The organism is Nonomuraea sp. NPDC005501 (assembly GCF_040605905.1).
Taxonomy (GTDB): domain Bacteria; phylum Actinomycetota; class Actinomycetes; order Streptosporangiales; family Streptosporangiaceae; genus Nonomuraea.
Genome location: NZ_JBEXDT010000009.1, coordinates 58,244 through 72,909, shown reverse-complemented (window position 1 = coordinate 72,909; position 14,666 = coordinate 58,244). Strand labels below are relative to the sequence as shown.

The window sequence follows — 14,666 nt, the reverse complement described above, 5'->3', positions numbered from 1 at the left end:
GAACGGCGGGGGGGAACCCGGTGCCGTCCCACGCTGACTGAGCGCGAGAAACACGTGATCAGCGCTCCGTCAGGCTTCATCGGGTGATCCTTTCTGCTGGGATCTCTGAGACAAGCGTCGGCATATGGCGCACAAGAAACGTCCAGACCCGGTACAAAGAGCTGTCACGCCTCCATAAGGAGCAGATGCGGTCATGACGGTCACTTTCCATGTGCTAGGACCGCTGGAGCTCCGGACATCGGGTTTGCCGGTCCGGATCTCCGGCAAGAAGCCACGCCTGCTGCTGGCCACGTTGTTGCTGGAAGCGGGCGGGGTCGTCGGCGCCGACCAGCTGGTCGAGGTGCTCTGGCCGGAGCGCCCGCCCCGCTCCGCGCAGGCCAACCTGCGCACCTACGTCAGCTCTCTCCGGACCGACTTGGGCGAGGCCGGCGGATGCCTGCGGGGCAACGGCTCCGGCTACGCCATCGACGTGCCGGACCACGCGCTGGACCTCCTGGTGTTCGAGGAGCTGGTGGGCCAGGCCCGCTACGAGGAGGCGCTGTCCCTGTGGCGCGGCGCCCCGCTCGCCGACCTGCCGGGCAGCCCGCTCTGGGACCGCCGCCTCGACCCCCTCCACGAGCTGCGCCTGCGCGCCGCCGAAGAGCTGATCAGCCGGAGGATGGACCAGGGCGACCACACCGGCGCGGTCACCGAGCTGCGCGGCCTGCTCGCCGAGCACCCGTACCGGGAGGATCTGTGGGGGCGATTACTGCTCGCCCTGCACCGGGGCGGCAGGAAGGCCGAGGCGCTGCGCGCCTACGCCACGGTGCGGCAGCTCCTCGTCGACGAGCTCGGCGTCGAGCCCGGCACCGGTCTGCGGTCCGCGTACGAGTCGATCCTCGCCGACGAGCCGCCGCCCGCCGCGCCCCGCCAGCTCCCGCCCGACGTCCCCGACTTCACGGGCCGGGCCGACGCCCTCGCCGCGCTGGCCGAGCCGTTCCAGGTCGCCGTGGTCTCCGGGCCGCCCGGAGCGGGCAAGACCGCGCTGGCCGTGCACGCCGCGCACACCCTGCGCGAGGGTTTCCCCGCAGGACAGCTCTACCTCGCCCTCGACGGCCGGGAGCCGGCCGACCTTCTCGCCGAGGCGCTGCGGGCGCTCGGCACCGACACGCCCCCGCCCACGCTGCACGAGCGCTCCGCGCTCTTCCGCTCGCTGCTCGCCGACCGGCCCATGCTCGTCCTGCTGGACGACGCCCTCGACGCCTCACAGGTACGGCCGCTGCTGCCGGGCAACGACTCCACGGTCATCGTCACCAGCAGGCGGCGCATCACCGAGCTGCCCGGCACCCGGCACGTGGACCTCGGCGAGCTGCCGGCCGACGAGGCGTTCGAGCTCCTCGCCCGGATCGTCGGCGGCGACAGGGTGGCCCGCGAGCAGGAGGACGCCCGCGCCATCGTCGAGGCGTGCGGCCGGCTGCCCCTGGCCGTGCGCAGCGCCGGCGCCAGGCTCGTCGGCCGGCCCGGCTGGTCCCTCGCCGTGCTGCGGCAGCGGCTGGAGGACGACCGGCTCAACGAGCTGCAGGAGGTCCGCGTCCGCCTCGACCGCAGCTACCGCGACCTGCCCGACGAGGCCGCGCGCACGCTCGGCACGTTCGGCCGGCTCGGCGCCCTCGCGCAGCCCGGCTGGGTGGTCGACGCGGCGCTCGACCGGCATCGCGCCGACGATGTGACCGATCTCCTCGTCGACGTGAACCTGCTGGAGCTCGTCGGCACCGACCCCGTCGGCCAGCCGCGCTACCGCGTGCCCGACCTCATCCGCCGCCACGCCCTCGAACGGACCCCCGACCGCGACGCCCTGGCCCGCGTGCTCGCCGCCTGGACCGCGACCACCGAGCACGCCATGGCCCGGCTGCCCACCACCGTCTTCAGCCTCATCGCGCCCCGGACCCCGCGCTGGCGCCTGCCGGAGCAGACCCTGAACCGGCTGACGTCCAACCCGCTGGGCTGGTTCGAGGCCGAGCACGACTCGCTCGTCGCCGCCGTCGGCGTGGCCGCCGAGGCCGGGCTCGCCGAGTCGGCGTGGGGCCTGGCCGCCGCCATGGTCCCGTACCTGGACCTGCACTGCCGGCTCGACACCTGGCAACGCACCCACGGCGTCGCCCTGGAGGCCGCCCGCGCCAACGGCGACACGTACGGCGAGGCCGCCATGCTGCGCGGGCTCGCCCAGGTCGCCCTCTACCAGGACCGCTACGAGGAGGCGGTCGACGGGTTCGTCCGCTCCCGGCAGCTCTTCCACGAGGTCGGCGACGTGCGGGCGGAGGCCACCACGATCTGCGGGCTCGGCGCGGTCAGCCAGTTCCGCGGCCTGCCGGCGCAGTCGCTCGGCCACTTCAAGCGCGCCCTGGCCATGTTCCTGGCCGCCGGCGACCCGCAGGGCGAGGCGCTCGCCCGGCAGGCCATCGGCCGGGTCTGCCTCAAGTCCGGCGACCTGACCCAGGCGTCCGAGTCGCTGAACCAGGCCATGCGGCTGGCCCAGGAGCTCGGCGACTCCCACCGCGAGGGCTGCGTGTGCCTTCAGATGGGGCAGCTGCACGAGGCCGTGTCCTTCCACCACCACGCGCTGGACATCTTCGAGTCGCTCGGCGACCGGCACTGCGGGGCGTACGCCCTGCAGAGCCTGGCCCGGCTCCAGGTGCGCCGCGGCGAGCTCGCCCCCGCCTCCGCCGGCCTCGAACGCTCCCTCGGTGTCTTCCAGGAGCTGGGGGACCGCAGCGGCGAGGCGTCGACCACGCAGCTCCTGGGCGAGCTGCACCGCACGGCCGGCCGTACGGGGCTGGCGCTCGACTACCTCAAGCACGCCAGCGACCTGCGCCGCCGGCTGCCCGTCTAGCCGTCCCGCGCCGCCTTCCGCAGGGGCAGGTACAGGGCGAAGACCGTGTTCCCGGGCACGCTGGACCCCTCCACCTGCCCCGTGCGCTTCCGCGACGGCCGCGACGACGGCCGGCCCGAGCCCCGCGCTCCCGCCGCCGCGCCCCTGCCTGTGCCCTCGCCGCGCGTGTGCCCGCGCCCGTGCTCGTCCGTTTCGGCGCGTCCGGGGCGGCCGGCTCCTAGGCGATCGTCATGAACCGGGAACGATGCGGCGGACCAGTCGTCTGAGGCGGGATCGCTGCGGGATCCCGCGGAGGGCGTCGAGCGCCTCGGCCGCCGAGGGGCGCTTGGCCGGCGAGTGGTCGAGCATCCGCCGCACCACGTCCGGCACCTCCGGGCCCAGGGCGTCGGGACCCGCCGGCAGCCCGCCCGTGAGGAGCTGGTAGGCGATCACGCCGGCCGCGTAGACGTCTGAGGCGGCCGTCATTCGGTCGGGCTGGTCCTGGCACTCGGGCGCCACGTAGTGGCCGTCGAGCACGTTGGTCAGCTCGTGCGCCACCGTGAAGTTGCGCGGGCCGGGCTTGGAGTAGTCGAAGCCGGTCAGCACGGCGTGACCGTCGTCGGTGACGAGCACGCACGCGGGGGTCAGCGCGCGGTGGATGACGCCGTGGGCGTGCGCGTGCGCCAGGCCGCTCAGCAGGTCCTGGATCACGAACGGCGACCCGGCGCCCCGGCCCGGGCTCAGGTGCAGCGCCTCGCCGTGGACGTCGTCGAGCACCAGCACGAACCGGCTCTCGTCGTCGATGGCGAAGAAGTCGCGCGAGCGGACCACGCAGGGGTGGGGCGGGATCCGGGCCAGCGACTGGTAGGCGTTGGCGATGCGCTGCCGCTCGGCGGCCCGCGCCGCCTCGTCGGCGAGGGGATCGGCCTGGTAGACGCGCAGCAGCACGGTCTCGCTGCCGGGCAGCGTCGCGTTGAACGCGCGGTACTCGGTGACCCTGGTGTCGCCGCCGAGCTGCTCCTCGACCTCCCAGTTGCCGTACCTGGGGGGCGCGGTGCTCCGCCGTACCGTCTGGTGGAGCGCGTCGAGGATCGCGCTCAGGTACGGGCGGGCGTCGGGGCTGCACCCGCGCTTGACCCGCGACGCGTCGGCCAGCATCGGCACCAGGCCGTCCAGGTCGGTGACGTGGGCCGCGTCGCGCCCCGTGGGATCGACCAGCTCGGCGTCGGGCGAGGTGAGCACCACGAGGCTGTCGACGTAGACACGTTCGAGCTGGGTGGCGCGGGAGACCAGCAGGCCCTTGAGCGCTCGCGCGGTGCCCCTCAGCTTCGTCACCGGCGAGCCGTACGCCTCCCGGCGCGGCGGGAACCACCGCGGGCCCGACACCTGGATGCGGCCACGGGTGCCCTTGACGTCGACGACCACCAGGGAGTGGCCGGTCAGGACCAGCAGGTCCACCTCGAACACGTCCTCGCCGCGGGGCACCTCGACGTTGTGGAGCAGCAGCCAGTCGGCCGGGCCCTGGTCGCGCAGATAGGCGATCACGCGCCGCTCCGCGTCGTTGACCGGACGTCCCCCGCCGACGATCTGTGCCATGCACATATCCTCGCACGCATACGGATTGACAGGATGTTGTCCTGCCCGAGCCGCTGCCCGTGGCCGGCGTCGCCCGTGTGCTGGGCCTGACCCGGCAGGGGGGTGCAGCGGATCGCGGACCTGCTGGTGGAGAAGGGCCTCGCCGCCGAATACCGGCCCGACCCGGCCCACCGCCGCGCCAAGCTCCTCCAGCCCGCCCCGGCCTGCCGTGACGCGACCGCGCGGATCACCCCGGGACACCGGCGCTTCGCCGAGCGCCTGGCGGCTCGACTGGACGAAGCGGACACGCGGGACTGCCTGCGGACATTGCGCCACCTGTCCGCCGTTCTCGACGAGTTGTCCTCCTGAGCGAATGGTGCGCTCAAGTTTTGGATGATCGTGCTTAAACAACGATGTCCCGGAGCCGCGCCATTCTGTATATGCCGGTGATTCGCGCGTGCCGCGGAAAGCGTGTGTGCCAAGAAAACGAGGCGGCTCCTTGACCGCCAGGAGGCGTTCTTGGGTTGCGGCACCCGCCCGGTGCCGGGATCGTTATTGACGGCACCTTCACCGCCCTGCACAAACGACTATGGCGCTGGTGATTTCCGCGCCGATCAATGGAGGAAACAAACATGATCCGTCGTATTCTCGCCGGTGCTGCCATCGCGGGCATCGCGCTCGGTTTCTCCGCCGCCGCCGCCTCGGCCGACTCCAACCCGTACAACAGCGGCCAGAGCTGGCTTAGCCAGTGGAGCGCCCTGAACAACGCCACCGTGCTGAACGGCGTGCTCAACGACTCCGTCAAGGACGTGAACGTGCTCAACATCGGCCAGGTCGACCAGGTCGACGTCGCGGTCCTCAACAACGGCTGACGCACTGTCGCGAGGCGCCGGCCCGCGGTTCCCTCGCCAGCCCTCCGGCTCCGCGCCGGTCGGCCGGCGGCCGCCATCCCCGCGCGACCCAGCGCCCTCGACAACGCCCGTGGCTCCCCACGGGACCACACGATCCAACCGATACACGGGATCCACCCGGCCCACCGAACCAGCCAGGCCGGTCGAGCCGGTCAGTCCGGTCGAGCCCGCCGCGCCTGACGCGCCGGCTGGGCCTGATGTGTCGACGGCCCGGGACGTACGCTTCCAAGCGGCACGCCCCGGGCCGCCGCCGCCCGCTACGCCACACCCACCCCCCATCCGCATTCCCCCCGCCGACCACCCTCCCCGCACCGACCACCCTCCCCGCGCCGGGCTTCTCCCCGCGCCGGGCTTCTGCCCGCGCCGGCCCTCCCCGCGCCGGGCTCGTCCCTGCACCGGTCCCTCACCGCGCCGGTCCTCCCCGCGCCGGGTTCGTCCCTGCACCGGTCCCTCACCGCGCCGGTCCCTTCCACTTCAGGGCTCCCACCCCCTCCGCCTCATGGGCCGCTTGCTGCAGGTCTGGTCCGTCCGCCCCTCTGCGCCTTCGGCCGTGCCCTTCGGTCTGCGCGTCTCTGGTCTGCGCCACCTCGCCTGGGCTCCTCAGGTCTGCGCGCCATACGTCTGTGCGCCCCCGGATGCGCGTCTTCCGGGCGGACTCCGCTTCTCCCGAGTCTTGGCGCCCCTTGCTTCCGGCCGCCCGCGGGCCCGGCGTCATCCCGGTCCGCTCGGCGTCATCCCGGTCCGCTCGGCGTCGTCCCGGTCCGCTCGGCTGTGTCCTGGAGCGCCGCTTCCTGAGCGCTGCGTTCCCTTTCGCGCCGTCGCGTTGCATGCCTTCCGGCCCTTCGTGGCGGCCCGCATCCTCATGCCACGCGCCGTGACGCTTCCCGGGCACCCCTTGCCCACCGCCTTCTCGCGAGCCGGCCCGAAACGGCCCGCGCGTGTCGCCGAGGTGGTGGCGGCCGGCCGAGGTGACCAAGGTGGCCGGCCGAGGTGACCAAGGTGGCTGGTCGAGGTCACTGAGGACCGGGCGCAGGGCCGGCGCCGCACCAGTACCCCGAGAGGCGGATCGCGCCGGCCTGGGCGTCAGGGCAAATCGGTTGGGGCATATCAATATAAGCCAGCTAATAACGCCTCATAGCAATCCGTCGAAGCCCGAATATCGGGGCATATCCGGGCGACGCATAATCAAGCGCCAAGCAATTGAGGGTTGCATTTGACTTGGGCTTAGCGAATTCGAGTTGCGGTGAACCGCCATGGCGCGGGATCGTTATCCGGCCTCTTCCAGTCCTGTGAGAGAGCGATTCAGATGAAGCGCATCCCCTTCCGCGCTGATTCCCACGAAGGAGAACTCGAAATGATGCGTCGCATTCTCGTCGGTGCAGCCCTCGCCGGTGCCGTCTTCGGCCTCTCAACCGTGAGCGCCTACGCGGACAGCGGCACCAGCACGTACTGCACCCCCAAGCCGACCGTCGCGACCGACTGCGCCCCCAAGCCGGTCATCGCGCTTCCCTGCGCCACGAAGGTCGTCACCACCACCACGCAGTGCACCAGCTGCACGACGCAGTGCACCACCAACCACACCACCAGCTCCACGGCCACGAGCTCCACGGCCACGAGCTCCACCGCCACCAGCTCGACCAGCTACGTGCCGGCCGGCGTGGCGAACACCGGCACCCAGGTCGCCAGCCAGTGGGCCGCGGCCAACGACCTCGTTCTGCTGAACGACGTGGCCAACGACTCGGTCAAGAACATCAACGTTCTGAACGTCGGCCAGCTGCACAAGGTCAACGTCGGCGTGCTGAACAACCACCAGGCGTCGTCCACCTCCGTGCTCGCCCCCTGCTGAACCACGGGGAACCAGGGGTAAGCACGGATAAGCACGGCTGGGCACGGTAAGGCCCGTCCCCTCCGGCCGGATGTATGTGCTTCGTGCTCGCATGATCGGGGGCCCGCGTTCTCAGACGGCCTGGGGCCGGCCGGCGCCCGTGTGGGGCCACCCCGAGTGGCTCGTACGCGAAGAGACTCGAAGGCGGGGAGCGCCGACCGGATGGCGGCGGTGCTCGCCGGGATCGAGACGACGGGTGCCGGTGGGACAGTGCACTCCCAGGTGAACCCGGGCCGGTAGCTGCGCGGTCACGAGCACGAAGCCGTTGACGACCGGCGGTCGTAGGAGCCGGGATTCGCGAGCCAGCAGGGCGACGGCGACGACGACCGACAGGGTCGGGCCTGCGTGATTCGCTGAGGAGGCCGTCATGAAGCCGTCCTCAGAAGAGTCGGTCCTCAGAGAAATGGCGTGATCCGCCGGCAGGCGTGGGCGGGAGATGGCGACCTGGTACAGGGAGCCCACGCCCCAGCCGGCGGACATCGCCGTGAAACGGCACAGGTCACTCGCCGTGAAACGGGCACATTTCAGGCGCCGTGGAACGGGTAGACAGCAGAGGACGGACCCGCAGAGCTCCGGGTCCGCTCATACCCCACAGGCATACCGCCTCTTTATCATGGATATCACTTAACGAAAGACATTTCGTGTAATCTGGTTCCGGATCGGCGGAGACGCGACGCCGGTCCGTCCCCCTGTGCGCAGGGGCCGGACACGACCCCCACGCTCAAGGAGATGGGGGTGCGCGGCCGATGACCGGTGACACGGACATGAGCGAGCGGTTGCTGTACGCGGACCGGCTCGTCCGGATCTCCCTGCGAGGACCCGCACGGGATCCGCGGAAGGCGCCCCACCATCTCGGCTTCCCGCTCGGGACAGCGGACCCTCTGCTCGCCGTCGTCGGCGAGATCGACGTGAGCAACTGCGAGGCGCTGTCCCGGGTGCTGGCCGGCTGCCGCATCGCCGGCGGGCACGTGACCGTCGACACCAGCCGCATCACCTTCATCGACCTGGCGGGCCTGCGGGCGCTGCTCATGCCGGCGCTGCCCGCGTCGCAGCGCTGGGTGCGCCTGCGCAACGTCACCCCGTACCAGCAGCGGCTGCTGCGCCTGATCGGCTGGTTCTACGAGCTGAACCCCGAGCCGGACAGCGCCACGCCGCAGACCGCGCCCTGAGCGCACTGGACCGCCGAGCCCCACATCATCGCGGCCGAGGTTCCGAGGCCCGTGGGCCCGGCCAGCCGCCACCGGGGCGGCTGGTGGTGGCGGCGCAGGGAGCCCTCGTCGTAGCGGCGGCAGTCGCGGTGCCACACGAGGATGCCCGACATCCAGTTCTCCAGGTCCCTCACGTACCCGCGCAGCACCTCACGCGCCTCCTCGCCCAGCTCGGCGTCGTCGTACAGCAGCGGCAGCTCGTGCTCGGCGACGTGCTGGAACTGCCGCATCCGGGAATTGACGAGGTCGGCGGCGATGCCGAGCGCCTCGGGGTAGCCGCAGCCGAAGAAGGTCTCCGTGACCAGGACGACGTTGTGCGTCTCGCCCTCGAACTCGATCTCCTTCTGGTACGAGAACACGTCGTTGAGCAGCGCCGCGTAGTCCATGGCGGAGTTCTCCAGCGACCGCATCGGCCCGCTCGCGTAGATCTCCGGCGGCACCCGGTCGCCGTGGGCCAGGCGGCACAGGCTCATCGTGAGCTCCGAGCCGAACGTCATCCGCCGCATCTCCACGTAGTCGACGGGGTCGGGCACCCGGTTGGCGATCTGGTTGGCCAGCTCCCACAGCCAGCTCTGGACCATGTCCTCGATGGCCCCGCGGAACCTGCGGCGCGCCGGCGGCCGCATCGGCCCGGCCGTGCGGGCCCACAGGTCGGCCAGGCTGCGTTCGAGAGCGTTCACCGGCTCCGTGAGTGGCGGCCCGTCGAGCGGCATGAACGCCGACAGCCGCTCGACGCACACCTTGGCGGCGGGCAGGTTGCGGGTGCGGCCGAACACGACGGGGAAGTAGTCGTCGCCGTAGGTGCCCCAGGCCAGCCAGGCCGACGACAGGTCGAGCTGCTCGGGTGAGGCGTCGGGGTGGATGCCCGCCGCGCACAGCGGCAGGTCGTAGTCGACCAGCTTGTCCGCGTCCCACACGGCCGAGCCGACCACGCCCGGCTGCGCTTCGAGGATGCCCATCTCGCGCGCCCAGGTGACGACGTTGACCCGGGCGGAGCCGAGGTGGGGCGACAGGCGGGGCTCGAACGGCATGGCGAGCTCGGGGATCACCGACGGCCCGACCCGCCGGTGGGGGACATGCGCGTGCGAGCGGAACCGTTTGGCGCCGAGGATGTCGACGACCGAGCGCATGCCGAGCCCGGCGCCGCGGGAGGCGCGCTGGTTCATGTAGCGGCTGGAGCGCATGTGCCACTCGTGGCCGCCCGACTGCCAGTCCTGCAGTCCCTTGACGTACGCGAGCACACCGGCGCACGACAACGGGTCGAGGCCGTGCTCCACGAACATCGGGCCCAGCTCGGTGGCGACCGTGTGCTCGAACTGCTGGAGCCGCGAGGTGAGCAGGTCGTTGACCGCGTCGGCGGCCTCCTGGGTGGTGCAGCCGAGGAACGTCTCCAGCACCAGCACGCCGTTGCTCAGCTCGCCCTCGTCCTCGACCTCCCGCTGGTAGGAGAACAGGTCGTTGCGCAGGTGGACGCCGTCGGAGAACGCGTCGCGCAGCACCCTCATGGGCCGGGAGGCCGCGACGACCGCCGGGACCTCGGCCCCCACCGCGTGCTCGACCAGGCCGGCCGACCAGGGCGCGCCGCCGACCTTGCGGCGCATCTCGATGTACTCGACCGGGTTGGGCACCCGCCCGATGTTGATGTTGGACAGCTCCCAGAGCGACTCGTTCAGCAGGTTGCGGGTGCTCTCGGCGAAGCGCTCGCGCCACTGCGGCGAGCGGCTGGGCACCGTGCGGGCCCACAGGTCGGCCAGGCCGGCCTCCACCGGGTTGGCCGGCTCGGGCAGGCCGTCGGAGAGGTCCAGCGGCATGAACGCGGCCAGCCGGTCGAGGTGCTCCTTGCCGGCCCGGCGGTCGCCGGTGCGCTTGAACAGCTCCAGGAAGTGGTCGTCGAAGAAGAACACCCACACGTACCAGTCGGTGATCAGGCTGAGCTCGGGCCCGTCGCAGTCAGGATGGGTGTAGGCGCACAGCAGGGCGTAGTCGTGGGCGTCGAGGTCGCGCTGCTCCCAGACGCCGGAGCCCTCCAGCATGCCCATGGAGCGCGCCCACTGCCGGGAGTGGTGACGGGCCTCCTCCAGGTGCGGGTTGAGCCGGGCGGGATACGGCAGGTAGAAGTCCGGCAGCTCGAACGGCTGGTCGGTCATGGGGTCACTCCGTTCTGGCTCGTGAACCTCTGCTCGTGAACCTCGACGTCGGTGAGCATGCCGAGCGCGTCGGGCACCAGGACGGCGGCCGAGTAATGGGCGCTGACCAGATAGGAGGAGATGGCCCGGTCGTCGATGCCGGTGCACCGGACGCTCAGCCCGGGCAGGCGCTCGCCCGGCAGGCCGGTCTGCCGCAGCCCCACCACGCCCTGGTCGTCCTCCCCGGTGCGGAAGGCGAGGATCGCGGTCGTGCCCGCCGGGCTGACGGGCAGCTTGTCGCAGGGCAGGATCGGCACCCCGCGCCAGGCCGGCAGCGTCCGCCCCTCGACGGTGACCGGCTCGGGGTGGACGCCGAGGTGGTTGCACTGCCGGCCGAACGCGGCGATCGCCCGGGGGTGGGCGAGGAGATAACGCGTCTTCTTGCGGCGGCTGAGCAGCTCGTCGAGGTCGCCGGGGGTGGGCGGGCCACCGCGCGTGGGGATCCGCTGGCGGGGGTCCACGTTGTGCAGCAGCCCGAAGCCCGGGTCGTTGACCAGCGCGCGCTCCTGCGCCTCCAGGACCGTCTCGATGGTGAGCCGGAGCTGCTGCTCCGTCTGGTCCATCGGCTCGCTGTACAGGTCGGCGACCCGGGTGTGGACCCGGAGCACGGCCTGGGAGACGCTCAGCTCGTACTCGCGCGGGCCGGGGTCGTAGTCGGCGAAGGTGCCCGGCAGGACCGGCTCACCCCGATGGCCGGCGGCCACGGCGATGGCCGCCTCGCCGTGCTTGTTGTGCGGCCTGGCCAGGTCGGCACGGTGCCGGTCGAGCCGCTCCCGCAGCGACGGCGACCGGGCGGCCAGCGCCTCGAACGCCTCCCACGGCAGGTACAGCACCGTGCACGGCGTGCGGGCCGCCAGTGTGTACGGCCAGCGGGCGTCGGGCCCGGACCGCTCGAACCCGGCGTGGTCGCCGGCCGACAGCGTCGCCCGGACGAGGTCGTCGCCGTACGGGCCGGGCTGGAGCCGGGCGGCCTTGCCGGACGCGAGCAGCACCAGGCCGCCGGCGGGCTCACCGGCCCGCGCGATCGCCTCACCCGGCGCGTACTCGCGCTGCTCGAACAGGCCGGCGAGCCTCTCCAGGACGGAGGCGTCGCCGAGCCCGCTCAGCGGCGGCAGCTCGGCCAGGCTCGGCGGGATCACCCTGACCCGCGCCCCCTCGTGGGTGAAGCCCACCCGGCCGCCGCCCACGGGATAGGTGAGCCGGCGGTTGACCCGGTAGACGGCGCCGGCCACCTCCACCCAGGGCAGGACCCGCGTCAGCCAGCGAGGTGTGATCTCGCGGGTCTGCGGCGGTGTCTTGGTCGTCGTGGCCAGCAGCCGCGCCGCCTGCGTGTCGAGGCTCTGGCGCTCTGCTTCCCGATGCTGCTCCGTCAAACCGGCACCATCCATCCCTCGACCTGCCTGATGACCTGACTGATGACCCGACCGATGACCTGCTAGTGCTCGTGCCCGAGCTCGACGTCCTCCAGGACGGCGAGCGAGTCGGGCACCAGGACGGCGGCGGAGTAGTAGGCGGTGACGAGGTAGGAGATGACGGCCTTCTCGTTGATGTTCATGAAGCGGACCGACAGGCCCGGCTGGTACTCGTCCGGGATGCCGGTCTGGTGCAGGCCGACGACGCCCTGGCTCTCCTGGCCGGTGCGCATGAGCATGATCGAGGTGGTGCGGGTGTCGGTCACCGGGATCTTGTTGCACGGGAAGATGGGAACGCCGCGCCAGGCCGGCACCCGGTGCCCGCCGACCTCGGCGGCCTGCGGGTACAGGCCGCGCTTGGAGCACTCCCTGCCGAACGCGGCGATGGCCTGCGGATGGGCGAGGAAGAAGGCCGGCTCCTTCCACACCTTGGCGAGCAGCTCGTCGAGGTCGTCGGGGGTGGGCGCGCCGGCGCGGGTGCGGATGCGCTGGGAGAAGTCCGCGTTGTGCAGCAGGCCGAAGCCGCGGTTGTTGACCAGCTCGTGCTCCTGGCGCTCGCGCAGCGCCTCGATGGTGAGCCGCAGCTGCTGGTCGAGCTGGCTCATCGGCTGGTTGTACAGGTCGGAGACGCGGGTGTGGACGCGCAGGATGGTCTGGGCCACGCTCAGCTCGTACTCGCGCGGGGCGAGGTCGTAGTCGACGAACGTGCCGGGCAGCGTCGGCTCGCCGGTGTGGCCGGACGACATGTCGATCGCGGCCTCGCCGTAGTCGTTGCGGGAGCGGCTCTCGACGTCGCGGATGGCCGCGAGGTGCTCGCGCAGCTCGGGCGACTGGTCGTAGATCTGCTGGAAGTCGTGCTGGGAGAGCACGAGCACGGTGCAGGTGGTGGCGGCCTTGGCGGTGAAGGGGAAGCGGCCCGCCTCGGTCAGCAGCTGCTCGCCGAGGTGGTCGCCGTCGGCCAGCACGCCGAGGGCCTGCTCGTCGCCGTAGGCGCCGTGGCCGCTCTTGGTGACCCGGCCGTGGGCGATCAGCACGAGCTGGTCGACGGGGCTGCCCTCGGTGACGATCGCCTGGCCCGTTTCGTACTCGCGCTGGCTGAACCGGGCGGCCAGCGCCTCCAGCACCTCCATGTCGCAGAAGCCGCGCAGCGGCGCCAGCTCGGTGAGCTCGGCCGGGATGACCCGCACTTCGGCGCCCGTCGTCGTGAAGGTGATGCGCCCGTCGCCCAAGGTGTAGGTGAGCCGGCGGTTCACCCGGAAGACGCCGCCGGAGGTCTGCACCCAGGGGAGCAGCTTCAGTAGCCAGCGGGAGGTGATCTCCTGCATCTGGGGGACGGTCTTGGTGGTCGTCGCCAGATTACGGGCGGCCTCGGTGCTGAGGCTGAGCTGCTGGTTCTGCCCGTTGGGAGCGGCCGACTCGGGTGATTCGGTCATACTGCACCACCAATCTTCATGGGTGACGACGCCGGAGAACCGGCTTCGGGGGGATGGAACGTTCCAGATTCGGGCGCAGCGGCCCCGTGGGGCCGCCGGACGCTACCGGTCGCGGTGCGCGAGCTGCCCGGCCAGGACGGCCAGGGCCTCGCGCGCCTCGGTGGTCATGGGGGCGGCCCGCAGCTCGGCGTCGGCCTCCCGGACCCGCTCGACGATCATGTCTTCGACCTCGGCGAGCGCGCCGGTGGCGACGATGATCTGCCGCAGCTCGTCGGCCTGCTCCTCGGTCAGCTCAGGGTGGCCGTGCCAGGTGCGCAGGTAGGCGCGCTGGGCCGGCGTGGCCCGCTGCACGGCGTGCGCGAACAGCACGGTGTGCTTGCCGTCGCGGAGGTCGTCGAGCGCCGACTTGCCCGTCTCCGCGGAGGAGCCGAACGTGCCGAGCACGTCGTCGCGGAGCTGGAACGCCTCGCCGAGCGGCAGGCCGAAGCGGGAGTAGGACTCCAGCAGCTCGGGCGGCGCGCCCGCGAGCGCGCCACCGATCTGCATCGGGCGCTCCACGGTGTACTTGGCCGTCTTGTAGCGGATCACGGTGAGGGTCTCGGGGACGGTGGCGCCGGAGCGCAGCTGGGCCAGGATGTCGAGGTACTGGCCGCTGATGACCTCGCTGCGCATGGCGTCGAACAGGTGGTGTGCCACGCGCAGCCGGCCGGGCTCCACCCCGCACGACGACAGCAGCGCGTCGGCCCAGGCCAGGCTGAGCGTGCCGAGCAGGATGCCGCCCGCCTGGCCGAAGGTCTCGGCGCCGGGACCGGAGTGGAGCTGGGACAGGCGCCGGTGGACGGTCGCGTGGCCGCGGCGCAGCTCGCTGCCGTCCATGATGTCGTCGTGGATGAGCAGGCCGGCGTGGCACAGCTCCAGCGCCGCCGCGGCGCTGATGATCTCGTCGCAGTCGTCGCCGCCGGCCCCGCGCCAGCCCCAGTAGCACAGCTGGGGTCGCACCCTCTTGCCGCCGCCGAGGATGAAGTCGGTCAGCAGCTCGTACGCCGCGACCACGTCGGGGTCGGACACCGGCGCCCGCCACGCTTCGAGGAAGCCGGTCAAGCGCTGGTCAACGCGTGGTCCGACAAGGTTGTGAGTGAAGCCGACTGACATTACTGAAGGCCCCTTCCGCCAAGGCCACACTACATGTAGTTATTCATCGAACACGG

General features: G+C 71.9%; 10 protein-coding genes. 5 read left to right on the top strand and 5 right to left on the bottom strand.

All coding sequences use genetic code 11. The annotated features are described in order from the left end of the window. Nucleotides 1-193: 193 nt before the first annotated feature. Nucleotides 194-2,869: a BTAD domain-containing putative transcriptional regulator gene (locus tag ABZS51_RS07850; RefSeq protein WP_355437558.1), complete on the top strand. Its 2,676-nt coding sequence runs from the start codon at nt 194-196 to the stop codon at nt 2,867-2,869. Nucleotides 2,870-3,097: 228 nt separating this feature from the next. Here the strand turns inward: ABZS51_RS07850 and ABZS51_RS07845 are convergent, their stop codons facing one another. After that, the gene (locus tag ABZS51_RS07845) at nt 3,098-4,444 is read right to left on the bottom strand and encodes an NERD domain-containing protein kinase family protein (RefSeq protein WP_355437556.1); all 1,347 of its coding nucleotides are present in this window, start codon (nt 4,442-4,444) and stop codon (nt 3,098-3,100) included. A gap of 102 nt (nt 4,445-4,546) precedes the next feature. Between ABZS51_RS07845 and ABZS51_RS07840 the strand changes: the two genes are divergently transcribed. The 4 genes from ABZS51_RS07840 (at nt 4,547) to ABZS51_RS07825 (ending at nt 8,388) form a co-directional block, all read left to right on the top strand. Beyond that, entirely contained in the window at nt 4,547-4,792 is a 246-nt protein-coding gene (locus ABZS51_RS07840) for a hypothetical protein (RefSeq protein WP_355437554.1), read from the top strand. A 263-nt stretch (nt 4,793-5,055) separates the two neighbouring features. Further along, nucleotides 5,056-5,295 (top strand): hypothetical protein, encoded by a 240-nt coding sequence (locus tag ABZS51_RS07835; protein WP_355437552.1) that lies wholly within the window; start codon nt 5,056-5,058, stop codon nt 5,293-5,295. Nucleotides 5,296-6,688: 1,393 nt separating this feature from the next. Then, nucleotides 6,689-7,180, top strand: coding sequence for a hypothetical protein (locus ABZS51_RS07830; RefSeq protein WP_355437550.1), 492 nt, complete (start codon nt 6,689-6,691; stop codon nt 7,178-7,180). A gap of 785 nt (nt 7,181-7,965) precedes the next feature. After that, the gene (locus tag ABZS51_RS07825; RefSeq protein ID WP_355437548.1) at nt 7,966-8,388 is read left to right on the top strand and encodes an STAS domain-containing protein; all 423 of its coding nucleotides are present in this window, start codon (nt 7,966-7,968) and stop codon (nt 8,386-8,388) included. On the opposite strand, the gene ABZS51_RS07820 is transcribed toward ABZS51_RS07825, so the two are convergent. The 4 genes from ABZS51_RS07820 to ABZS51_RS07805 all read right to left on the bottom strand — a co-directional run bounded on the left by ABZS51_RS07820 (nt 8,337) and on the right by ABZS51_RS07805 (nt 14,559). Further along, entirely contained in the window at nt 8,337-10,574 is a 2,238-nt protein-coding gene (locus tag ABZS51_RS07820; protein ID WP_355437546.1) for a terpene synthase family protein, read from the bottom strand. The genes ABZS51_RS07825 and ABZS51_RS07820 overlap by 52 nt on opposite strands. Beyond that, nucleotides 10,571-11,986 (bottom strand): family 2B encapsulin nanocompartment shell protein, encoded by a 1,416-nt coding sequence (locus tag ABZS51_RS07815; protein WP_355437545.1) that lies wholly within the window; start codon nt 11,984-11,986, stop codon nt 10,571-10,573. Before ABZS51_RS07815 ends, ABZS51_RS07820 begins: the two co-directional genes overlap by 4 nt. 62 nt (nt 11,987-12,048) lie before the next feature. Continuing rightward, nucleotides 12,049-13,458 carry a family 2B encapsulin nanocompartment shell protein gene (locus tag ABZS51_RS07810; RefSeq protein ID WP_355437544.1) on the bottom strand — a complete coding sequence of 470 codons (1,410 nt, stop codon included), beginning with the start codon at nt 13,456-13,458 and terminating at the stop codon, nt 12,049-12,051. A 102-nt stretch (nt 13,459-13,560) separates the two neighbouring features. Then, the gene (locus ABZS51_RS07805; RefSeq protein ID WP_355437542.1) at nt 13,561-14,559 is read right to left on the bottom strand and encodes a polyprenyl synthetase family protein; all 999 of its coding nucleotides are present in this window, start codon (nt 14,557-14,559) and stop codon (nt 13,561-13,563) included. Nucleotides 14,560-14,666 lie beyond the last annotated feature (107 nt).